Here is a 21,674-nt window from a genome sequence, read left to right on the forward strand (position 1 = left end):
GTGAAGTGGAGGTTTTTTTTGAGCGGCGGCGATCCGCTGACTATACGCCTCGATTGTTCACCGCAGATTGGCATTGTCTCACGCCGTACTAGAACGATCTCGTACAAGCGCATCGCGTTTGCGGACGCGGAGGTCTTGGACGCCTCCTCGTGTTGTATTCAGACGCTTGATGGTCTGTCCGTCGCCTCCGTCACAGCCGCAAGACCCCCTCAACGGACCACCCCACCGGCGTTAACGTAGCCTGCCTTTTGGGGCGTAATCCGGCGCAGCCAAGGGGCTCAGTCGATGGGCGGAACCACATGCGGGCCGCCAGGAGTTTGAGTTCGGTAGACTTCGACAATCTGGTACTAAACCAAAGGAGGAGATGAGGATACCTAGAATTCAGAAACTCTTCCCTCAGTCCAATAGACTGAGATAACGCTGGGAACTACCCTTGAAGGTGCAAAGTGAAGAGGGATACCGCACCCAAAGGAAGTACAATATGACTGACCCACTGGAGCACGATGATCCTGCCATAGAGGAAATGTTCGCAGACGCAGTAGCTTGTTTCCTGCTGGACAGGTTCGAAGTCGAGGATCGGTTGAAGGCAGCCGTCCAGAAGATCGCCCTGGAACTGGTTGCTGAAGAGCTCGCAGCGCTGAGGGACAAGGCCGCGAAGATCAAGTTGTCGTATGTCCAGGTCGATGATGTGCTGACCGCGGCTTAGGCTAAAATTTTGGACGAATTCGGCTATCCGAATTTTGAGTTGGATACGTATCCCCTTCGCCGAAAGCCTTCAGCCGCCCTTGATTCCAACCGTGCGCCATGCCGCGCGATACTGATCTCTACTTCCAACGCACTGGCGTCGGGCCTGGAAGGCGAGATTGGCGACGGGGATTGCCTTCCCCAGACCGCGTGTACGTCGATGTCGGCAAGGCGGGCTCGTTGGGAGAGCATAGCGAATGGAAATCGTCCTCGCCCTCTAGTTCTCGAGGCGGTTGATAGAGCGGTTCGTACCGATCGATCTCGGCGTCTTTCCTTGTTCGACGACGATGACCCGAGCGGTGCTTTCGCGCCAACGAGATCGCTCGGTCGAGGACGGCGGCCAGCATCTCGCGCACCAGTCCCGGTGACGCCTCCTTCGCCATGCATTGCTTCACCAGTGCAACTAACGATCTCGAGCGCGGGACCTCACATCGCACCGTAATGGACGCGCGTCCCCAACGCCGCATCTCGCGTGTGTCAACATATTTTCATCTCTCAATGTTGACATTGCCCACAACACTCTCTAAGTGGGCGTTGACAACATCGGGCGACGACCCGCAGATCATAGTTTGTGAGCCGCCGTGCAAGACGCCGGCTTCCGATGATCGGAAACCCTATCGGAGCAAAACATGCAGTCCTTTCGATTGCTGGGAATTGGTCTCGCCTGCGCAGTTCTGGCTGGCTGCGACGAGAAAGCCGCGGTGGCCCCGCCGCCGCAGCAGGTCCGCGTCGTTGCGGCGTCGGCGGCTCAGTATCAACCGGGTGCGGAAATCACCGGCGAGGTGAAGGCACGGGTTCAGACTGAACTCTCCTTTCGCGTCAGCGGTCGAGTTCTCGAGAGAAAGGTCGACGTCGGATCGCACGTCCACGCCGGCGACGTGCTTGCAAGGCTCAACGACACGGAACAGCAGGCGGACGTCAGCGTCGCCCGTGCCGCGCTGGCGTCGGCGCAGGCCGTCGTTGCTCAGAAGACGCTCGCCTTCGACCGGGCGAAGTCGCTCCTGCAGTCGCAGGCGGTTCCTCGGGCGATCTTTGACGATGCGCAGAAGGAGCTGCTGAGCGCGCAGGCTTCCCTCGAGGCCGCGGAGGCCGCGCTCGCGACGGCCGAGGACGCGCTGTCCTACACCGAGCTGAAGGCCGCCGCGGACGGCATCATCACGTCGCGCGGCATTGAGGCAGGGCAGGTGGTTTCAGCGGCGCAGTCTGCCTTCACGCTCGCCCACGACGGTCCGAGAGATGCGGTGTTCGATGTCTTCGAGGCGTTCTTCCTGGATGGCCGGCCGTTGAAGGACGTCGAGGTTGCACCGGTGTCGGACCCCTCCCGCGACGTCCATGCCAACATACGCGAGGTCTCGCCCGTCATAGACGGGAAGGGTGGCACGATCCGGATCAAGGTGGGGCTCCAGGAAGCCGCGCAATGGCTGCTCGGGACGCCCGTGGTGGGCAAGCTGCGGGCCTCGCCGCGCGACGGAATTGTGCTGCCCTACACCGCGATCGCATCAGCCCAAGGTGAACCCGCCGTGTGGCTGGTCAATACCCAAAACCATTCGGTTTCGCTCCGCAAGATATCGGTCGACCGATACCGCCAGAGCGATTTCGTCGTCACCGGCGGCGTGGCCCCGCATGACCTGATCGTCACCGAAGGTGGAAAGTTCCTTAGGGAAGGTCAGGCAGTCGCCTGGGAAGGCAAGTGAGATGACCCTGAACCGTATTTATGCCTCTCTTCCATTTCTTCTATCGATCTCCCTGCTTGTCGGCTGTGATCAAAACTCCGCCGCGGGACAGCAGGCGGCTCCCCGTCCTGTTAAAGTCGTCATAGCCGCGGCCGAACAGGACAAAATGCCAAGCTTGCCCGGCGTCGTGCGAGCCCGCATCGAGACCGACCTGGCGTTCCGGACTCTTGGGCGGATGGTGTCTCGCAAGGTCGACGTCGGCGACCTCGTCCACAAGGGGGACGTCCTTGCGCAGCTTGATCCTCTCACTTTGCAGTTCGCGGTCAAGAGCGCCGAAGCCGATCTGCGCAACGCCCAGGCGCAGTTGGAGAACGCCGCGACGACCGAAACGCGCAAGCGAAGGCTCGTCCAGAGCAATGCGGCAAGCATTGCCGATCACGATCTTGCCGAACAGCAGCTCAAGTCGGCCGCCGCCAATGCTGCGAAAGCGACGGCGAGCCTTGCCAAGGCGCATGAGCAGCTAGGCTACTCCGAGCTGAGGGCCGAGTTCGATGGCGTCGTGACCGCCACGTCCGCGGAAATGGGCCAGACCGTCTCGGCCGGCCAGCCTGTCCTGAAACTGGCACGCCTCGAACAGCGCGACGTGGTCGTCGATGTTCCCGAGGCGCAGTTCAGTAACATTCGCCTGGACGACCGCTTTAATGTCGCCCTTCAACTCGACAGCAGGATTCAAGCCATTGGCGTCGTCCGCGAGATCGCGCCTCAGGCCGATCCCAACACCCGCACCTATCGGCTGAAGATCGCAATCGATCAGGCGCCCGACATCTTCCGCCTCGGCGCCGTGGTCACCGCGACGCCGCTTGTCGAAGTAAGGAAGCAGGCGATCGCGCTGCCGCTCTCCGCCGTCCGCTATGAAGGCGGCGCCAGCCAGGTATGGGTGGTGGATCGCTCCACAGCCCAAGTCGCCCTGAGGGCGGTTGAGCTCGATAGCCCGGCGTCCGACGCCCGTTCCGTCCTGGTTCTATCGGGCCTGCGGGAAGGGGAAGAGATCGTCATCGCCGGTGTCGATGAACTCGTCGATGGACAGAAGGTGAAACTCGGACAGGAGCCACGCCCGTGAATAAATTCAACCTTTCTGACTGGGCGCTCGAGCATCGCTCTCTCGTCTGGTATTTCATGATAATGTTCGCGGCGGCAGGCGCCTTTGCCTACCTCGGGCTCGGCCGCGAGGAGGATCCATCCTTCACCATCAAGACGATGGTGATCCAGGCCCAGTGGCCCGGCGCTTCTGCCGAGGAGGTGACACAGCAGGTTACCGACCGTATCGAAAAGAAGCTGCAGGAACTCGACAACCTCGAACACACGCGCAGCATCACGACCGCCGGTCAGACGACCGTCTTCGTCGACCTGCTGCCGGATACGAACGCGCGGGACGTGAAGCCCACCTGGTCGCGGGTCCGCAACCTGGTCGACGACATCAAGCACGAATTTCCCCACGGCGTGGTTGGTCCCTTCTTCGACGACCAATTCGGCGACGTCTATGGCAATATCTTTGCCTTTACGGGCGACAGCGGACTTAGCCAGAGGGAACTGCGTGATTTCGCGGAGAACGCCCGAACGCAGATCCTCAAGATCCCCGACGTCGGCAAGGTCGACATCGTCGGTGCGCAGGATGAGGTGATCTACCTCGAATTCTCCACCCGCAAGATCGCCGCCCTCGGCATCGACCGCGCCGACATTATTGCCACGCTGCAGGCGCAGAACGCCGTCACCCAGTCCGGCTTTGTGGAAACCGGGCCGGAACGCGTCGCTTTGCGGGTCGGCGGGCGCTTCATCTCCGAAGACACCTTGCGTGGGATCAATCTTCGGGTCAACGACCGCTTCTTCCCGCTGACGGACGTCGCCACCATCACCCGCGGCTACGTCGATCCGCCAACGTCGCTCTTTCGCTTCAACGGAAAGCCAGCCATTGGGCTCGCCATCGGCATGAAGACAGGCGGCAATCTGCTCGCCTTCGGAGAAACGCTCGAAAAGACGATGGGTAACATCGTCCAGGAGCTTCCGGTCGGCGTCTCCGTCGAAAAGGTCTCCGACCAGCCGAAGGTGGTCGAGGAGGCGGTTGGGGGCTTCACAAAGGCCCTGTTCGAGGCGGTCGCGATCGTACTCGCGATCAGCTTCATCAGCCTCGGGATGAGGGCCGGCCTGGTGGTGGCAATCGCGATCCCGTTGGTGCTCGCCATCACCTTCCTGGTGATGCTCTACACGGGCATCTCGCTGCAGCGCATCTCGCTCGGAGCGCTGATCATCGCGCTTGGCCTCCTCGTCGACGACGCCATGATCGCCGTCGAGATGATGGTCGCGCGGCTGGAAGCAGGTGACAGTCTCACGAAAGCCGCCACCTACGTCTATACTTCGACGGCCTTCCCGATGCTGACCGGCACGCTGGTCACTGTCGCAGGCTTCATCCCCGTCGCTTTCAACAAGAGCAGCGCGGGTGAGTTCACCTTCACCCTTTTCGTCGTCATTGCGGTTTCACTCGTCGTTTCGTGGGTGGTCGCCGTCGTGTTCACGCCGCTGATCGGCGTGACCATTCTACCGAAGACGATGAAGAAGCACGCCGAGCACAAGGGTCGCTTTGCCAAGGTTTTTTCCAGCCTTCTGCAGTTCTGCCTGCGCTGGCGCTGGATGACGATCGTCGCAACGGTCCTTCTCTTCGCTGGATCGATCGTCGGCCTGTCGATGGTGCAACAGCAGTTCTTCCCGAGCTCCGACCGTCCCGAGCTGATCGTCGACTGGAACCTGCCGCAGAACAGCTCGATCGCCGAAACGAGCCGCCAGATGGCCCAGTTCGAGCATGAGATGCTGGCCGGCAACCCTGGCGTCGAACATTGGTCGACATACGTTGGCAGGGGTGCGCCGCGCTTCGTTCTTTCCTTCGACGTGCAGCCGGCCGACGTGTCCATCGGCCAGACGATCATCGTCACCAAGGGGCTCGATGTCCGGGACAAGCTGAAGCAGCAGATGGAAGCCTACCTTCAGAAGACGTTTCCGGGAACGGACGCCTACGTGAAGCTACTGGACATTGGCCCTCCGGTTGGCAAGCCGATCCAGTACCGTGTGTCCGGTGAAAATCTGCAGACGGTGCGCGACCTGGCACAGAAGCTGGGCTCGATCGTCGGCACCCATCCCTCCCTTACGAACCTTGCCTTCAATTGGAACGAGCCGGCCCGCGTCATGAAGATAGACGTGCTGCAGGACAAGGCCAGACAGCTCGGCGTCTCGTCCCAGGACATCGCAATGGCGCTCAACACCGTCGTCCAAGGAAATGCCGTAACGCAGGTCCGGGATGACATCTATCTGGTCGATGTCATCGGCCGTGCCGCGGAAAAGGAGCGCGGCTCGATCGACACGCTGCTTGACCTGCAACTGCAGAGCAGTAGTGGTCAATCCGTCCCGCTGTCATCGGTCGCGACCTTCCATTATGAGCTCGAACAGCCGACGATCTGGCGGCGCGACAGGGTTCCGACCATCACGATCAAGGCCGGGATCGGCGATGCGACGCAGCCGGCGACCGTCGTAAAGGCGCTCTCCGACAAGGTTTCGGCCTTCGAAAAGACGCTTCCGGCGGGGTATTCCGTCAAGGTCGGCGGCGCGGTCGAGGAGAGCGCCAAGTCGCAGGGTCCGATCGCCAAGGTGGCGCCGGCGATGTTCGTCATCATGGCGACGCTGCTGATGATCCAGCTGCAGAGCTTCCACAGGCTGTTACTGGTCTTCTCCGTGGCGCCGCTGGCCCTCATCGGCGTCGTCGTGGCGCTGCTTGTCAGCAACTCGCCATTGGGGTTCGTCGCACTCCTAGGCGTCCTCGCGCTGGTCGGAATCCTCATCCGCAACTCCGTGATCCTGATCGTCCAGATCGAGGAACTGCGTGCAGAGGGAATGTCGGCATGGAACGCGGTGGTAGAGGCGACCGAACATCGAATGCGGCCGATCATGCTCACGGCCGCGGCCGCAACGCTCGCCCTGATCCCGATCTCGCATGAGATTTTCTGGGGTCCCATGGCCTACGCGATGATGGGTGGGATCGTCGTGGGAACGGCGCTCACACTTCTCTTCCTGCCGGCGCTCTACGTCGCCTGGTTCCGGATCCCTCGCGAAGTCGAGCAGAACTGAGATGACGACATCGCTCTCGATCCCTGGGCGCATTGCCCAGGGTCTCACCGGATACAGCCTCACTGCGACGATCGCCGCCATTCATTGCGCGTGCAGAACCGTCTCAGTCCTCGTGGCCCTGTCTCTCATTACATCGGGTTGCGCCAATCGGGCGCAGAACGTCCTTCAGCCTCTCGCCGTGGCCCCGACCGGCACGAGCCGGGTCACCATGCTCGTCGCCACGACACGTAAGCCTACGGAGGATCCCGGCAAACTCTTTTCCGGCGACCGCGGGACGGCGATTTCCCTCAATAGCGTCGATGTGTCCGTCCCGCCCGACCGGAACCGCAAGATCGGAGAGGTGCAGTGGCCGTCCCGCATGCCGCCCAACCCGCAAAAGGAGTTTGCGGTCACGCAGGTTGCCAAGGTGCAATCCGAGGGCCAGGCTTTCGACTGGTACCGGAAGAATCGAAACACGAAGCATCAGGTCATCATTTTCGTGCATGGCTTCAACAACACCTACGCCGACGCTGTCTTCCGCTTCGCGCAGATCGTCCATGACTCGGGAACCGACGCCGCACCGATCCTCTTCACTTGGCCATCAAGGGGCCGTGTCTTCGACTACCTCTACGACAAGGAGAGCGCAAACTATTCGCGCAGGGCTTTGGAGGATCTGATCCTCCAGGCGGTCAAAAGTCCCGACGTCTCCGATGTGACGATCCTCGCTCACTCCATGGGCGGCTGGCTCGCGGCCGAGGCCCTGCGCGGCGTCGCTATGCGCGAGAAATCAATCCCGGCGAAGGTCAAGAACGTCGTTCTCGCATCGCCGGACATCGACATCGACGTGTTTCGCCGTCAGTTCACCGAGATGGGGCCGAAGCGGCCGCACTTTGTGATCTTGACGTCGACGCGCGACAAGGCGCTGGAGATGTCGAGCTGGCTATCTGGTGGCGTCAGCCGCGTCGGCGGGTCCGATCTCAGACCGTATGCGCCTCTTCTCGACGAACTCGGCGTTTCCGTCATCGACACCAGCGCCATCGCGACGAACGATCCGCTCGGCCACAATGCCTTCGCCGACAGTCCCGAGATCGTGCGCCTGCTCGGGCGGCGGCTGGCCGGGCAGAGCCTGGAGGGCGGAAAGACCAGCGTTGCCGATCAGATCGGGGTGACTGCGGCCAATTTCGCCGGCTCGGCTGCGCGTCTTGCCGTGGCGGCGCCAGTCGCGGTCATCAGCCCTGAAGCACGAGAAATCCTGAAGGAGGAGCTCTCCTCCGACGGCGGAACGATCAAGGATGGGCAGATTTCGTACTGAACCTTCAAGCGGCTTAGCCCGAAGTCTGAAACCCCGTCCAGCTAGGACTCGATAGATTGGCAAATGGAAGTTGGAACGATTGTAAGACACCCGCCGCGAGCTGAATACGCATCCCGGATCATCGAAGCCGGCACGGAAGCGTGCCGGCTGTACGGGCCGTCGAAGACAAACGTCGCCGACATCGCCCGGCTTCTTGGGAAGTCCCCAGCCAGCGTCTACAAAATCTTCCCCTCCAAAGCTACGATATGGAATGCCGTCGCGGAAAATTTCTTCCAAACCGATGTGCGCTTCCCCGCCGTATCTACCGATAGCCTCAATGCCGCGGACCGCCTCCAAGAACACGTGCTCGGGCAACACCACTCGATGCTGAAGGCATGTCACGGCGACCGCCAAATGTTCAACCTCGTTGTTCTCGCTGCAGAGTTGGACGTCGGAACGCTGCCTTCGGTCAGTTTGCACCGCCGCCCGGCGGTCCACCGCCCCTGCCGTCTGGAGGCCCACCACATCTCCCGTCGGGAGGGCGATGGATCTCGAGAGCTATCATCGCTGGTGGGATTACACCAAGGCCTATGACGAGATGATCCGCGCGACCGACTCGCTACACGCGCCCTGGTGGATCGTGAACTCGAACGACAGGAAGTCGGCGCGCATCAACTGCATCACTCACCTTCTGAAGTCGATCCCCTACGAGCGGGTGAAGTTCGATGAGCCGAAGCTCGGGAAACGGCAGAAGCGCCCTGACGACCACCTCGGACACCACCGCCCGAAACACCGTGCCAAGTGTGTTCTGGATGGGCGTGGCTTGGTGCATGGATCGTTCAGCGGTCTGAGCTAGTAAGCCGCACGTCGACCTGCTCTCGCTTCGCGAAGAGTAATCGAAACCCGGCATGTCCAGGAGCGGCAATCCATGCAGCCGAAGCGAAGTATTTCATCGTAATTCCAGTTCCACGCTCTATTTCTATCTTTAGAAGGAGTATTAACTTGGAAAATCTAAGAGAATTTGCGTCCAGCACAAATGGTGATCGGTGGTTTCTAGGCATCGACAATGTATCCAACAAAGAAGTTGTTGTTCACCGGGGCAACCCATCGTCGGGCGGTCATGAAACCACAACTGCGGTGACCTCATTTTTGAACCAGCGGCCGTTCGGCCCGGAACATAGGGCTTTGGATTCGTTGCTCGCCAATCGAAGGGCCACCGAGAGCGAACAGACGCCCACGAAACCGGTCTAACGTGGCATAGAATACCAGGGGAAACGGCTGCGCCCCCGACATCAGAAGCGCTGGATCCGCAAGCAACCAGCGCCGGCGGTCAAGCCGGGAGGGTAGCCCCGGCACCAATTCGAGCAAGCGCGGCGGCATTGCGGCTGCGACATTCGTGGTAGGCGACGGCCGCCGAAGATAGCCGTGGTCGGTTAAGGGTGGCGCAAAGACCTTGTGAGAGCCCCGCCTTCGGGTCCGTAGGGCAACAATCGGAAGCTTCGCTTTCCCGAACAAGACCAGAGGAACTTTTCAACGCCACAAAGCTTTGACCTCCAGAAAAGGAGATCAAACGATGGGTATGAACTCACCAAAAGCCGGCGCACCTGGCACAACTGATCAGTCGCCACGCTGGGAAGGCCCCAAGAAGAACCGGCCACGCGGTTACCTTCCTGCAAAAGATGATCCGGATGTCGATCGAGACGCTGTGGGCGAAAACAACCAGGATCCGGAACTACGCCGGCCGTCTGACGCCCTCAAGACTAAAGAGGACGCGAAGGGCCAGTTTGCAAAATCGCGCGCCGACGGGGAAAGCAGTGGGGAAAGCAGTGGAGTCGCGAGTGCGAAGCCTACTGTGATCACCGGGTCCGAAGATGTCACCGGCAACCGCACTCCGCCCGGAACTGAGGGGCCAGAAAAGGATTGGGATGTCAATTTTGACGAGACCGAACCGGACCGTTCTCGCTAGGTTCTCAATCGCAATTCGATAGGCTTCTAACCCGCCGCCTTAGCGGGTCGGCGGGCTTTCTTTGCCTCAGGCTCGCCCTGGTGGGGCGACAGCGGCATTTGTCGTCAGCCGTCGTATGACTTCCGCAGCCAGCTCCGTCACATCGTAGACAATCGACGCTCCGTGGGCGCTGGTTGCCGTCGTGACGATCTGCGTTCGGTCCGGAAGCGCCACCAACGACACCACCTGATCCGGGTTTATGAAGACAGGCATCGCCGCCTGCCCAATCAAGGTCAATTGCACAAGCCTCATGTCATTCCTCCGGGACGAAAAACGCTCTTCGCGCTTTAAAACGCAGGAGGTTTGGAAGGGTTCAAGAGGTACGGCGGTCCTGTGGGTTCAGCAGCTACCAGAGAAAACTCTTGGCAGAACTTTAACCCCGCTTAGCGATCGCCGTGCCGGATCCGATCTCGGTAGAGCTTGCGCTCCTCTTCCGTGGCGCTGGTATCGACGTCCTGGCTGAGCACGCGGGGAGAGGTGGGCGTCGCCCACGGTTTAGAGTGGTTCTCGCGCTCCCATACAGATTTGGCGAGCCGTTCTATCTCGTCGTCGTTCATCATTTCCTCCGCTGTCGGCTTGGCGATCGGGGCACTGCACCGAGGAGATACTGCTCTCAAAGACAGTGCGGCGATAGTTCTTGCCGTCTGCCGGTCCTATCAGCCCCGGGACAGGGATCAGATGCGAAACAATCCGGCCCGTTGCGCATTTATCACCTTATCGCGGCGTGGCTGTGGTCACAGCGAACATATGGCTCGGGTTAGCAGAATGGCTGGCTCATACGTTCATCGACGAGGCGAAGGTGCGCGGAAGGACAAATTTCGCCCAGGATCAGGCGCTGCATATCGCCTGCAAAATCGTCTGGCTCGCCTACCTCGCCCTGTCCGGAACGCTGCTGCATGGGCCGTCTATCTCGCCTTGGTAGCGGTAACGTTCGGTCTGGCATCGTTGCAAATAGGATGGCTGCGGTAAGACTGGGTGGCCGCTCTGCCCAGCTGCCAGTCATCCCAGCCGCCGGGATAAGGGATATGGTGGGCGCTCCCTGGGGCAGGCGTTTGACCGTCGCCTGCCCGGGTTCACTTCTTAACGGTGTCCTTGACCTGAGAACCCAATGTGGGTGAGGCGCTTTTTGTAGCGGCCTTGTCCTTCTTAGGTTTCCTGGCTTCCTTGTTGCCGCGTACCTGACCTTTGGCCATTTGCTAGCTCTCCTAGTGAAAGGAGAGCTAGCAGTCATTAGTCGCTGAATAGCAAGCAAAATCTGGGTTTCTGACCACCACAGGTTCTCCGAGGCGGGTCTTCTGGTATCCGAGCCCGGCGGCATCCGGACCAACAAAGGAGAAGACGCATGAGCGTACAGGCAATGTTCTATGTGAACGAAATCAACCATCGCGCAACCAACTCCCCAGCCGACGTCAACGTCGAAGTGAAGATGAACGCTGCTTTCGGCGACTATCTACAGGATCTGCCCGAGGGCAATGGCGACTGGTCGAAGTGGACGCCGCAAGGCGAGCTTTCCATGACCATTACCAACCGGGCAGCAATCGACGAGTTCGAGATCGGAGGCGTCTATCGCCCGACTTTCGAAAAAGCCGACTGACGGATCAACCGTGCGGGAACATTTGAGGTCAAAAACTCAAATGTCCTCGCTGTTATGCGGCCGCCTCGGTAAGGTCGACGAAAAACTGGGAAAGAACGTCATGCCAGTCGGTTAAACGGCAGGGGAAAGCCCAGGGAGGCTGCCACCCTTCTGGGCCGATTATGGCGCGCCCGTTTCGTCACTTCAGGCGACCAATAGAAACGCTTGCTCTTCATCTCGGTTCAACGCGCCGGCCAATTCCTCGGCCTCTTCGGCAGTGAGCATGTCCAAGACAAATCCGTTGACCACGGCTTCCCGCCCGGTGGCTTCCTCTTTGAGGTTCTTGTGAACGCTATATGTCTGGGTTTCCATGGGAAACTCCTTTTTTAGGCGCTTATAGAAAAGCACTGCCGCACCAGAAAGTGAATCGTGCGTGAGAATATTCGCACTATCCTTTTGGATAGTTTCGGAAGGGGCTTCGCTTCGAAGACGCAAACGCTTCGTGGATTTCACGGTCAGGCCCAACTCCGACAGCTTGCGGCCGCCCCCGGGTGAGCCGCAGCCCAGATTTCGGCAAGTTCCACCATTCGCGCGGTAAGCGACGGATAGCCCCCGACAATTTCCTCGGTACTTGCACCCTGCGCCGTGTCGGTACTTGCACCCTGCGCCTTGATCGCCCCAATCACCCTCACGGGAACGCCCGTAAACTGGCTCGCCGCCCATGATTCCCTCGACGCTCTGGATCATCTCTGTTCAGGTTCTCGAAGCGTTTCCGCGCGCGGCCAATTGTTAACGGCGCGCGCAACATCCACGATCGGGTCGTCGTCCGCACTGACCGTATCTGCTTCTGGGTTCTGATCGATGGTATCGAACAGGCGCTTGGGGCGTTCGGCAGATAGGATTGATGGCGGCGGAAGGGAAGCTTAGGTGTTGCCTCCAGAGAGCCCTAGGCTTCCCTCCCTCTGGCATTCGAGATTTCGTCCCATACAGGATGCTCGGTCCCCGCTGCGCCCTGTTAAGTCGCACCGTTCGGCTGCCATGGGCGGCATATTAGCCAACCAAAAAAAGTTTGGAACTAATAATCTGAGTACCCAGCAAAAAGAAAGGGGGCCTTTTGCGGCGCTTGCCTCCTCGGGTGGAGGAGGTGCTCAAGCTCACAAAGAGCGGCGTCGTGCTTGAGGGAATGCATGGCGAGGGCGAACAACGGGTCATCGGGGGCCTCGCAAATTCCGCCGCAAGCGCACGGTTATGGGAATGCTCGTGTGACAGGAGACGGCCGTTTCCCCCGACGCCGGACGTCTGGCGGCATCAGGTATTTGCTGGAATACGGGCGACGACCTTTATCTCGAAGTCGAAGCCGGCGAGCCAATTTACCCCGAGTGCAGTCCAATTGGGGTAGGGCGGCTTGCTGAAAATCTGTTGCTTGACAGCCATAATGGTTTCGAACTGGTTTTCAGGATCAGTGTGGAAGGTGGTCACGTCCACGATATCGTCCATCGTGCAGCCGGCTGCGCTCAGCGTCGACTTGAGGTTTTCGAATGCCAGCCGAACCTGGCGCTCGAAATCGGGTTCTGGCGTTCCGTCGGCACGAGCTGCCGACCTGCCCGGACACGAACAGAAGATCACCGGATCGGATCGCTGCAGAATAGCCATGCTCCTCATAAAGTGCGTGCCTGTCTGCAGGAAAGATTGCTTCGCGCTGGGTCATTCTGATTTCCTTCTTAGAATCTGGAACCGATGAGCGCGGGGCGATGCTTCACAAGCCTGCGCTGCATTTAGTATACGGTATGTATGTTAAATATTCACATACGAGCCGTATGTCAAGTTAATATACGCCGCGTATGTGAACTAGGAGATGAAATGGCGAAACGACGCAGCGAAACAAAGGAAGAAAACCGAGGCAAGTTGATCGCGGCGGCAAGAAAAGCCTTCGCCGAAAAGGGATATTCTGCGGCTTCCATGGACGAGTTGACCGCCGAAGCCGGTCTGACACGCGGTGCGCTTTACCACAACTTCGGAGACAAGCAGGGGCTGCTTGCGGCGGTTGTCGAGCAAATCGACTCGGAAATGGCGTCGCGCGCGCAGGAGATCGGCGCCCGTACCGGCAGCGACTGGCTAGGGCTGTTGGCCGAGGGCGCCGCCTATATTGAGATGGCGCTTGACCCCGAAGTCCAACGCATTGTTCTGCTTGATGGACCTGCGGTGTTGGGTGATCCTTCGAAATGGCCTAGCCAGAACAGTTGCCTGCAAGTCACCAAGAGAGCGGTGGAGCGGCTGATTGCACAGGACATCCTCAAGCCGCTTGACGCGGAGGTCGTTGCCCGCCTTCTCAGCGGTGCGGCGCTAAATGCCGCTCTCTGGGTCGCCGCAAGCGAAAACGCGCAGGATGTGCTGCCGAAGGCCGTGGAGGCTTTCCGTTCCCTGGCAACGGGGCTGCTTTCGAAGCCATTGTAACCCGCCGGTAGCTGAAATCGAGCTGTCAGGTCGCGACGTTGGGACCGCGACCACAGGGGCTTCAGCAGCTTCCGCTTGGGTGCAAAGCCGTCATTCCATAAGCAAGTCGACCTTAACTAGGTGCGACCTCTTGCAGATAGCGCGTCGGCGCCACTCCGACAAAGCGCGTGAACGCGACGCTGAAGGCACTGGCCGAACCATAGCCGACGCGATCGGCGATTTCCTTCATGCCACCTTCGTTTCGCCGTAGAAGGTTCTTGGCCAGCGCCATCCGCCACGAGAGCAGGTACTCCATGGGGGCGACGCCCATGGCGCGGCGAAATCGCTCGAAAAAGGCCGAGCGAGAAAGCGCGGCCCCTTTCGCCAGTTGCTCGACGGTCCAGTCTCTCGTGGGATTTTCGTGCATAAGGCGAATTGCAGCAGCTAGCCGCGTGTCTGCCAGCCCGCGCAAGAGACCGGGCGGGGCCTTGGTGCCAGCCGTCGAGCGGAGAGCCTCGACGAGCAGGACCTCCATCAAATGTGCGAGGATCATATCCCGCGCGGGCCGTAATGCACGCGCTTCGTCGCCGACCAGTTGAACGATGGTGGCGAACCTCGCCTCGCCGTGAACATGAATGAACTGCGGAAGCAGCGATACCAGTAAGGGCGCATCCGGCGAGCCGAATGCGAAATGGCCGACCAATAACCGGGCATTGGGCGGCCCGTCGGGATTGCCATGCCTTACTTCACCGGCCATTTGCCTAACGCCGAATGGATCGATGCCGCCCGATGTCTCCGGTTCAAGGCTCGACATGGTGAAACCATAGGCCGCCGGGATGAGGACAAAATCGCTCTCGCGAAGCTCGATCGGCTCCTGTCCCTCGATAGTGAGACGAGAAGACCCTTCCAGTACCATGCAGTAGAACGGCTGACCCGATTCCAAACGATGGACGCGCCAGGCACCCGCGCCGCTGACGAGCTTCGACAGCGGCGCGCTCGGCTGCAGCAGTGTCACTACTTCTGCGAGAGGATCGGTCATTTCCGGACTCTTGAAAACGATAACTGGACTTTCAATTATAGAAAGTACGGCGGGCGCGGTCTAGTTTCCGGGGAGACAAAAAACAGAAAGGACACTCCATGAAAACTGTTCTCATCACCGGTTGCTCGTCCGGATTCGGCCTGGAAATCGCCAGATGCTTTCTCGATCGCGCTTGGAAGGTTATCGCGACCATGCGCACGCCGCGCGAGGACATCTTGCCTTCCTCCGAGAACCTGAGGATACTGGCTCTCGACGTTACCGAACCCGAAAGCATTCGCCGCGCCATCGAAGATGCCGGCCCAATCGACATGCTGGTCAACAATGCGGGGATCGGCTGGCTGAATGCCCTCGAAGGCACCTCAATGGATACCCTGCGCCACATCTTCGAGACGAACACACTCGGCACGATGGCGATGACGCAAGCGGTACTGCCCCAGTTCCGGCAGCGCAAGGGCGGCATCATCGTGAACGTGACATCGAGCGTGACCTTGAAGCCGCTTCCGTTGCTCTCCGTTTACACCGCCAGCAAGGCGGCCGTGAACGCCTTCACCGAAGTGCTCGCACTGGAACTCGCCGCCTTCGATATACGCGCGCACCTCGTGATACCGGGACGGGCTCCTGAGACTCGCTTCAGCGAGACTGCGCGGTCGAGTGTCCATAGCCGGGGCGGCTTCCCCGAGGCATATTCTGGCCTGGTGCAGAGCGTTTTTGCAGGATGGGAGCAGCAGCGATCATCCGCCGCCACGCGGCCCTTGGACGTCGCCGAAGCCGTATGGCGCGCCGCGACCGAGCCGTTCAGCCCGCTGCGCATTCCCGCGGGCGCTGATGCAGTGGCATTGGCGGGTTAGATCCTGTCTGTTGCCGACGCACAGTCCAGGACCATTTCTCCACACGTCCAGTATGGGGGGCAGCGCACGATCCTCGTTTGGGTGCAGCCGAGATTGATTGCTGAGATCGCGCTTGGACGAACGGCGCGAAGCTTCCGGCAAGGGATTGCGTCAGGTGCAAGACAACGTTGCTGGTTTTGAGGCAGCTAAATTAGCACCTCGGACTTTGGTCCGACTAGCCATCCTCTATGGAGAGCGTAATCTTTAAGGCGAGGGGACCAAAGGGAGACTTCCGACCACGCGGGCTGCGTTGCAAGCCAAGACCCGCCGGAAGCTTCCCCGGCAGGAGACCTCCAAGCGTGCCGTCGGACGGCGCTTGGGGTCTCCAGCTCGGACGTGGGGAGGCGACGTGATGATGCCTTGCGAGAGAACCCACCTGAGGTATCAGGTTGAGGAAAGTCTGGTCTACGACGGGAAATGGTCCGTCATAGATACCTTCACCGGTTGTCCTGAAATTGTCGAAGGCGTTCCCTTGGACTGTTTGACCGCTGATGAGGCCAAAGACTTGGTCGACCTCATGAACGGCCGAGAGTTGAGAGCCAAGGGCTGTCGAGTTAGCCCATGAAAGGCAGACGGATAGATGAGAGGGCTCGCAAGACCACGATTGTGCTGTTTTACAGGTGTATGATCTTGCTCGCGACCTTTGGACTTCGCTGGGAATTTCTTGGATCGCATGTCGAGGCGCAGTTGTAGGCCGAGGCGAGGATCGCGAGTGCAATGTGGACTCTGGAAGAAATGCCTGATGGAATGAGGGGATGATAAAAGCTCCTCGGAAGACTCCAAAACCTCTCCTCAGCGAAGCCGATGCGCCCCTCCGTTCCCGTGCATGAAAACCGCGTGACCCTTCCTAGCCGAAACTCCCCGTTGATCCGATGCCGGCTCGCATAGAGCCTTGTCTTGCGCCGCCCGTAAAATATGAGGGCCGGCGGAAGAACCTCGACGACGGCGCCGGATTTGCCGCTCGTGCCAGGCGTCCATTCGACCTTTGCGCGCGATTTTGAGTATAGACGGCATGGCACGCTCAGCCTGTTGGCTGGAATTGACCTGCTGACAGGCAAGGTCCACGCGCTCGTCAAGCACCGCCACCGCAGCCGCGAGTTCATCGAATTCCTCAGGCTGCTCGATGCCGCCTATCCGGCCGGCACCGCCATCAAGTTGATCCTCGATAATCATTCCGCACACATCTCGAAAGAAACCAGAGCCTGGCTCGATAAACGACCGGCAGGCCGCTTCGAATTTACCTTCACGCCCAAACACGGCTCCTGGCTCAACCTGATCGAGGGCTTTTTCTCCAAGTTCGCCCGCTCCGTCCCGCGTCACATCCGGGTGACCTCAAAACATGAGCTCAAGGAACGCATTATGGCCGGTATCGAAGACGTCAATCGCCATCCCGTCATTCCTGGTCATACAAGCTCGCCGAGGCCGCTTGATATGATTCGAACCACGAAAACGCTAAAACTAGTCTAGCCCGACAAATTATTCGGTATACCCTTTTATCGACCTACGCTCTCACCACCTCCCCGCTGAGGGATCGCCTTGGGAGAGCCTCCGCGTTTGCATGCGGAGGCTGGGAAAGCTGTCAGAACTTTTTGCGGAAGCCTAACGTAACGGAGTTACTGGTGAAATCCGTGCTTGATGAGGTGCCATCGCGAGCAGTGAAGTCGAAATCGTCAGCCGCCGTGTAGCGATAGCCGACTTCGAAGGTGGTGTTCTGGAATAGTGACGTGTTGGTGAATAGTCCCAGCCCCTGGATGTCGATGCCGACACCGGCGTCGAGATGATAGGCAAATGCCGTGTCGCTGTCGTCCATCAACGTGGCTACACCCGCGACACCCTGCTTGCGGAGTTCCAGATTCATGAAGCCGACGCCGCCGCCGACAAATGGCTTGATGGCGCTTGTCAACGGGACATCAATGTAGCCGTTGACGTAGCCTTGGAATTGTCGCGCGTCACCAAAAGAGTCGATGGACGCGATGCTGCCGATACCTGCAACGCTATGTTCGTCGACCGACGCGGTCCCATAACCGAGTTCGAGTTCGAGCCGTGGAGACACCCAGCCGGCCGCGCCGAAATCATAGCCGGCGCGAAGCGAGGTGTAGAAACCAGCATCGTAGTCGGTCGACACTCGGACGCCGAACACGTCGAAGCCGGTGTCGTCGAGGAAGTTCACCGAGCTCGTGGAGCCGATATAAAACCCCGACGTCGACGGCAGAACTACCGGGTTGATCGGCTGTTCGGTTGGGGCAACCAGATCGGCGGCCTGCGCCGCGGTGAAGGACACGGTGGACAGAAGAGCGACCAGTAGAAGATGAGTGCGACGCATGTACGGTTTCCTCGTAGAAAGAGAGCCAGTCGAACGAACTTAGGACTCTGACGCTCGCCGAACACGCGAATTCGACCACAAAGACATTCGATGTGGCTTATATTAGAAACCGCGTTGCATAGTTGTCACAACCTCAGCGATCTTCGCGACCACCAACAAGCGCGCCGGACACTGAACCGGCAACCTGGAGATTACTGCATGCTGACCTACTTCCGATCAGCAACTAATTCGTCCGCCGCAGTAGGGACCCTCGACAGGACATTCTTAGCGATTTGTTCTGAGATATCATGGCCCCCGGCGTGACAGCAGGCGCACCGCAGTGCGTACAAATCTTCAGCGGTTAGAAATCGTGACGACGAAGGGATCACCCTTCGTTTCTTCCATGACGGTGCTGAGCTCAGACATCCGCGGTATCTGTTCTTCTGTGCGGTCCGACAGCCGAAGGAGGCTCAAGAGCTCTAGTCTCGCCTCTTTTGCCTCCTGATTCCCATGTACGAGAATGTCAAAAGTAAAGCCGGGTTCAACCCATTGTCTTGCCCAGGTGACGTAGCGCTTCTCCCCGTTCCCGTCTGCCTTCGAGCAAATGTCCGGAAGCGTTAAAGCGAGCATCAGAGCCGCATACCAATTTTCCGTGGCGACGGATTGCTCCGTTGCGTCAAGCAAATGTCTCATGTGTGCAGCCTGTTGTGGGCCGTCAGCCGATCATAATAGTCCTCGGCCATGCGCGAGGCTTCCCGAGCGGTAGGCTCGAATCCTTGCTGCGGTAGCAACCGCTCTTTCACCTTCGGCCCGTGACCGCTCCATTGCCATGTCTCCCTCATCGAGCCTGCGGCTTCGTACCTAATTCGGCCGATTGACGTCTCTCCACATTTGTATTTCGGTTCGTATTGACTTTCGGTCATTTCAAATTGACTCTTTGTTGCAAGCATGTGCCGGCTGCAATCGCGGATTGCCCTACGTTTTGGCCTTCAACGCAAGTCGAATGGGCTTCGTGAAATCGCGACCCTTGTAGTTTGCTGATAGTTGTCGATCGGTGATCACTTCAACGGCAAACGGCAAACGGCAAACGGCAAACGGCAACCTGGGACGTAAGGTAGAGGGGACGTTCTAATGGATGCGCCGAGTACAAAAAAACCATTCTCTCAGAAAAGACGCATCGGCGGGCTTTGGCTCACAGCGACGGCCTTTTTTGTACTCGTATCCCTTTCTCGTCCGCTTTATGCAGGAACAGCGTTGCATGAACTGTTTGAGAACATTGGCGTGGTTCTCGTCATCGCGGGTGTATTGGGCCGCCTGTGGTCAACCCTGTATATCGGCCATCGTAAGAACCGACACCTGATAACCACCGGTCCGTATTCGATAACCAGGAATCCGCTTTACGTGTCGTCAATGCTGGCGATCCTGGGCGTGGGATTGATGATCGGTTCCGCATTGATCACAGCCATTTTTGTGCCAATTTTCTTTTTATTGTTCGCCTACACAGCGCGGCGCGAAAGCGAATATCTGAGCTCAAAATTCGGCTCTGCCTATGATGACTATGCAGCACGAACTCCATTCTTCGTGCCGAATCCGCTATTGATGAAGATCGACGCAGAAGTCACATTCCGCACTTCCGCTTTGTATACCGCGTTCCGTGACGCACTCTTCTTGGTAGCACTGATCCCGCTATGTGAGCTGCTGGAGTACCTGCACAACGAGAGATACCTCCGAGCGGTTTTCTATATTCCGTGAGGTACAGTCGCGATTTGGGTAGCAACGGACGGATCACGCGCCTCGAAGTCGGTCAGGTCATATCGGCTCATGTCCAGCCCGAATCAGAACTCGGCGCAATATGAATGCCGCCTGTCGGTAAACGATCCAATCGTCGCCGTTTTTATCTTGCCGACGTTGACGTCAAAAGCGGTCAAGCTGGAAGCGCCGAGCATTGGTCAAATGCCCGGCCGCATGCTGACTTCAAACCTGCTATCGGCTCAGCTTTACGAGCCAATGCAGCTGGTTGATGCGGCGTTGATCGCAAATTGCGCGGCGAAAGCCCGGATATAAGCGGGCCGAGCTTCCCCCCGAGCGACATAGGCAGCCAAGTTTTGATATTCGTCCAAAATGCCTGACATTCTTAGTCGCAGCAGCACTGATACCATCAATAGATCGCCCGCGCTGAACGCATCATCGAGCCAGTCTGCGACGCCTAAGTGAGCCGAGAGTTTGTCCAGCCGAGCGCGAACACGGTCCTTTACCAATGGCAAGCGCTCCTTGCTCCAAGACCTGTCACCTTCGAATATCATTGCCGTCGTTAATTCGAGGACCGGCGGCTCGACGGTGTTAAGTGCGGCAAACATCCACGTGATCGCGCGCTCTGGCATCGCGATCCTTCGGCAGCAGGCCCGCGTGCTGCTCAGCAAGATGAAAGACGATCGAGCCGGTCTCGAACAGCGAGAGAGAACCTTCCTCATAGGTGGGGATCTGGCCGAAGGGATGGATGGCCAGATGGTCAGGCGCCTTCATCTCTGCGAAGGAAACAAGACGAACCTGATAAGGCTGCCCCACTTCTTCGAGCGCCCAGCGAACGCGCGTATCGCGCGCCAGTCCCTTGCCGCCGTCGGGCGATCGCTCAAATGCTGTGATAGTGATTGTCATCGCATCCGTTTCCTTGCTTGGGCGATTTTCTTCGGCTTCCTATCGTGACGACGAATGAGCCTCGCGGAAACCGACATCAGTCTTGAACTACTTTCATGGCTGGGCGCAGATCGCGAACGCCCGCTTCTTGATCAAAGGTCGTGATAGCACGGTGGCCAATTTCGCAAGGCCGTGCGTAGGGGCTGCCCTGTTTCATTGTCTGCTTTTGCGAGCTTGCGCCCTGAAAGTAGACCGAGGGCCTTCACAAGCGCCAGGTTGCCGAGCCGGAATGTCCGTCCCATATGGCGGTCCTGCCGCTAATTGCCTAACGGCAACCAGAGCCGATTTCGTCTTGAGCTGCATTGTTCTAAGCTGTCGTCTGAACACTATCGTCAAGCCGGTGTACCATGGTCGGCCAGCTAACAATTCAGGTATTGGGCGAACTCAACGTCAGGCAGAATGGACAGCTTCTGCCACTGCCGCAGTCGAAGAAGACGCGCGCTCTTCTTGGCTATTTGGCCGTCATCGGAAGACCCCAGCGTCGCGATCATCTTTGCAAGATGTTCTGGGAAATTCCAGACGACCCTCGGGCTTCATTAAGGTGGAGCCTCCACAAACTCAGGCCAATCGTGAATACCGAAGGTCATGAGTGTCTGCATGCGGACCACCATTCCGTTTTCCTCACGCCCCAGGCGGTTGATTTGGACTTCAGAGGCATGGCCTCCCTTCGACCCGCTGATCTCCACGTCTTGGATACGGAGGCATTGGAGTCGCTTGCGACGACATTTCGCGGTGAATTTCTCGAAGGCCTCTGCCTGCCGCACTGCCCAAGCTTTGAAGCGTGGCGGCTATATCACCGAGATATAGCGCTTCGGCTGCACATGGCAATTCTGCGCGCCCTCATCCGCCGCCTTCGAGACAGTCCCGAGCAAGTGCACGTTCAT

Annotated in this window: 17 protein-coding genes and 4 pseudogenes; 13 read left to right on the forward strand and 8 right to left on the reverse strand. The window is 59.0% G+C overall.

Annotated elements, in window-relative coordinates; all coding sequences use genetic code 11:
* Positions 1–481: 481 nt before the first annotated feature.
* From LPU83_RS68085 to LPU83_RS68120, 8 genes are all read left to right on the forward strand, one after another.
* Positions 482–706: a hypothetical protein gene (locus LPU83_RS68085; protein ID WP_024317885.1), complete on the forward strand. Its 225-nt coding sequence runs from the start codon at positions 482–484 to the stop codon at positions 704–706.
* A gap of 667 nt (positions 707–1,373) precedes the next feature.
* Positions 1,374–2,438: an efflux RND transporter periplasmic adaptor subunit gene (locus tag LPU83_RS68090; protein WP_024317886.1), complete on the forward strand. Its 1,065-nt coding sequence runs from the start codon at positions 1,374–1,376 to the stop codon at positions 2,436–2,438.
* Between the two features lies 1 nt (position 2,439).
* A complete protein-coding gene (locus LPU83_RS68095) occupies positions 2,440–3,537 on the forward strand; it encodes an efflux RND transporter periplasmic adaptor subunit (protein WP_024317887.1) in 1,098 nt (365 codons plus the stop codon).
* Positions 3,534–6,587 (forward strand): efflux RND transporter permease subunit, encoded by a 3,054-nt coding sequence (locus tag LPU83_RS68100; protein ID WP_024317888.1) that lies wholly within the window; start codon positions 3,534–3,536, stop codon positions 6,585–6,587. Before LPU83_RS68095 ends, LPU83_RS68100 begins: the two co-directional genes overlap by 4 nt.
* 1 nt (position 6,588) lies before the next feature.
* Complete coding sequence (locus tag LPU83_RS68105) at positions 6,589–7,878, forward strand: alpha/beta hydrolase (protein ID WP_024317889.1); 1,290 nt, start codon at positions 6,589–6,591, stop codon at positions 7,876–7,878.
* Between the two features lie 63 nt (positions 7,879–7,941).
* Entirely contained in the window at positions 7,942–8,451 is a 510-nt protein-coding gene (locus LPU83_RS68110) for a TetR/AcrR family transcriptional regulator (RefSeq protein WP_082321340.1), read from the forward strand.
* A complete protein-coding gene (locus tag LPU83_RS68115; protein WP_024317890.1) occupies positions 8,402–8,713 on the forward strand; it encodes a polyphosphate kinase 2 family protein in 312 nt (103 codons plus the stop codon). Before LPU83_RS68110 ends, LPU83_RS68115 begins: the two co-directional genes overlap by 50 nt.
* Positions 8,714–9,562: 849 nt before the next feature.
* Positions 9,563–9,823 carry a hypothetical protein gene (locus LPU83_RS68120; protein WP_082321386.1) on the forward strand — a complete coding sequence of 87 codons (261 nt, stop codon included), beginning with the start codon at positions 9,563–9,565 and terminating at the stop codon, positions 9,821–9,823.
* Between the two features lie 66 nt (positions 9,824–9,889).
* Here the strand turns inward: LPU83_RS68120 and LPU83_RS68125 are convergent, their stop codons facing one another.
* Together LPU83_RS68125 and LPU83_RS68130 are read right to left on the reverse strand one after the other, a co-directional pair.
* Positions 9,890–10,114, reverse strand: a complete 225-nt coding sequence (locus LPU83_RS68125) for a hypothetical protein (protein ID WP_024317892.1) — start codon at positions 10,112–10,114, stop codon at positions 9,890–9,892.
* A gap of 131 nt (positions 10,115–10,245) precedes the next feature.
* Positions 10,246–10,419 (reverse strand): hypothetical protein, encoded by a 174-nt coding sequence (locus LPU83_RS68130; RefSeq protein ID WP_157997396.1) that lies wholly within the window; start codon positions 10,417–10,419, stop codon positions 10,246–10,248.
* Positions 10,420–11,204: 785 nt separating this feature from the next.
* On the opposite strand from LPU83_RS68130, the gene LPU83_RS68135 reads away from it, so the two are divergent.
* A complete protein-coding gene (locus LPU83_RS68135; protein ID WP_024317894.1) occupies positions 11,205–11,456 on the forward strand; it encodes a hypothetical protein in 252 nt (83 codons plus the stop codon).
* A gap of 444 nt (positions 11,457–11,900) precedes the next feature.
* Here the strand turns inward: LPU83_RS68135 and LPU83_RS74900 are convergent.
* Both LPU83_RS74900 and LPU83_RS68145 read right to left on the reverse strand, forming a co-directional pair.
* Positions 11,901–12,340: pseudogene (locus LPU83_RS74900) on the reverse strand (DUF433 domain-containing protein); the annotation flags it as partial.
* A 403-nt stretch (positions 12,341–12,743) separates the two neighbouring features.
* A pseudogene (locus LPU83_RS68145) lies at positions 12,744–13,143 on the reverse strand (RidA family protein).
* 152 nt (positions 13,144–13,295) lie between these two features.
* On the opposite strand from LPU83_RS68145, the gene LPU83_RS68150 reads away from it, so the two are divergent.
* Positions 13,296–13,889 carry a TetR/AcrR family transcriptional regulator gene (locus tag LPU83_RS68150; RefSeq protein WP_024317895.1) on the forward strand — a complete coding sequence of 198 codons (594 nt, stop codon included), beginning with the start codon at positions 13,296–13,298 and terminating at the stop codon, positions 13,887–13,889.
* A gap of 112 nt (positions 13,890–14,001) precedes the next feature.
* On the opposite strand, the gene LPU83_RS68155 is transcribed toward LPU83_RS68150, so the two are convergent.
* Positions 14,002–14,907 carry an AraC family transcriptional regulator gene (locus tag LPU83_RS68155; protein ID WP_029710196.1) on the reverse strand — a complete coding sequence of 302 codons (906 nt, stop codon included), beginning with the start codon at positions 14,905–14,907 and terminating at the stop codon, positions 14,002–14,004.
* Positions 14,908–15,005: 98 nt separating this feature from the next.
* On the opposite strand from LPU83_RS68155, the gene LPU83_RS68160 reads away from it, so the two are divergent.
* On the forward strand, positions 15,006–15,755 hold the full coding sequence (locus LPU83_RS68160) for an SDR family oxidoreductase (RefSeq protein ID WP_024316354.1): 750 nt from the start codon (positions 15,006–15,008) through the stop codon (positions 15,753–15,755).
* 978 nt (positions 15,756–16,733) lie between these two features.
* Positions 16,734–17,261, forward strand: a pseudogene (locus LPU83_RS68165) (IS630 family transposase); the annotation flags it as partial.
* A gap of 112 nt (positions 17,262–17,373) precedes the next feature.
* Here LPU83_RS68165 and LPU83_RS68170 read toward each other — a convergent pair.
* Together LPU83_RS68170 and LPU83_RS68175 are read right to left on the reverse strand one after the other, a co-directional pair.
* Positions 17,374–18,117, reverse strand: coding sequence for an outer membrane protein (locus LPU83_RS68170; protein ID WP_024316352.1), 744 nt, complete (start codon positions 18,115–18,117; stop codon positions 17,374–17,376).
* Positions 18,118–18,450: 333 nt separating this feature from the next.
* Positions 18,451–18,789, reverse strand: coding sequence for a hypothetical protein (locus tag LPU83_RS68175; RefSeq protein ID WP_024316351.1), 339 nt, complete (start codon positions 18,787–18,789; stop codon positions 18,451–18,453).
* 438 nt (positions 18,790–19,227) lie between these two features.
* Between LPU83_RS68175 and LPU83_RS68180 the strand changes: the two genes are divergently transcribed.
* On the forward strand, positions 19,228–19,848 hold the full coding sequence (locus LPU83_RS68180; RefSeq protein WP_024316349.1) for a methyltransferase family protein: 621 nt from the start codon (positions 19,228–19,230) through the stop codon (positions 19,846–19,848).
* A gap of 245 nt (positions 19,849–20,093) precedes the next feature.
* Here the strand turns inward: LPU83_RS68180 and LPU83_RS68185 are convergent.
* Positions 20,094–20,751 (reverse strand): annotated as a pseudogene (locus LPU83_RS68185) (glutathione S-transferase family protein).
* Positions 20,752–21,674: the final 923 nt, after the last annotated feature.

This window comes from Rhizobium favelukesii, assembly GCF_000577275.2.
Taxonomy (GTDB): Bacteria; Pseudomonadota; Alphaproteobacteria; order Rhizobiales; family Rhizobiaceae; genus Rhizobium; species Rhizobium favelukesii.

Bases quoted from the DNA above. Each gene is read 5' to 3' on its own strand.
- LPU83_RS68085 (WP_024317885.1), top strand. From the start codon at position 482: ATGACTGACCCACTGGAGCACGATGATCCTGCCATAGAGGAAATGTTC.
- LPU83_RS68090 (WP_024317886.1), top strand. From the start codon at position 1,374: ATGCAGTCCTTTCGATTGCTGGGAATTGGTCTCGCCTGCGCAGTTCTG.
- LPU83_RS68095 (WP_024317887.1), top strand. From the start codon at position 2,440: ATGACCCTGAACCGTATTTATGCCTCTCTTCCATTTCTTCTATCGATC.
- LPU83_RS68105 (WP_024317889.1), top strand. From the start codon at position 6,589: ATGACGACATCGCTCTCGATCCCTGGGCGCATTGCCCAGGGTCTCACC.
- LPU83_RS68110 (WP_082321340.1), top strand. From the start codon at position 7,942: ATGGAAGTTGGAACGATTGTAAGACACCCGCCGCGAGCTGAATACGCA.
- LPU83_RS68115 (WP_024317890.1), top strand. From the start codon at position 8,402: ATGGATCTCGAGAGCTATCATCGCTGGTGGGATTACACCAAGGCCTAT.
- LPU83_RS68125 (WP_024317892.1), bottom strand. From the start codon at position 10,114: ATGAGGCTTGTGCAATTGACCTTGATTGGGCAGGCGGCGATGCCTGTC.
- LPU83_RS68130 (WP_157997396.1), bottom strand. From the start codon at position 10,419: ATGAACGACGACGAGATAGAACGGCTCGCCAAATCTGTATGGGAGCGC.
- LPU83_RS68135 (WP_024317894.1), top strand. From the start codon at position 11,205: ATGAGCGTACAGGCAATGTTCTATGTGAACGAAATCAACCATCGCGCA.
- LPU83_RS68150 (WP_024317895.1), top strand. From the start codon at position 13,296: ATGGCGAAACGACGCAGCGAAACAAAGGAAGAAAACCGAGGCAAGTTG.
- LPU83_RS68155 (WP_029710196.1), bottom strand. From the start codon at position 14,907: ATGACCGATCCTCTCGCAGAAGTAGTGACACTGCTGCAGCCGAGCGCG.
- LPU83_RS68160 (WP_024316354.1), top strand. From the start codon at position 15,006: ATGAAAACTGTTCTCATCACCGGTTGCTCGTCCGGATTCGGCCTGGAA.
- LPU83_RS68170 (WP_024316352.1), bottom strand. From the start codon at position 18,117: ATGCGTCGCACTCATCTTCTACTGGTCGCTCTTCTGTCCACCGTGTCC.
- LPU83_RS68175 (WP_024316351.1), bottom strand. From the start codon at position 18,789: ATGAGACATTTGCTTGACGCAACGGAGCAATCCGTCGCCACGGAAAAT.
- LPU83_RS68180 (WP_024316349.1), top strand. From the start codon at position 19,228: ATGGATGCGCCGAGTACAAAAAAACCATTCTCTCAGAAAAGACGCATC.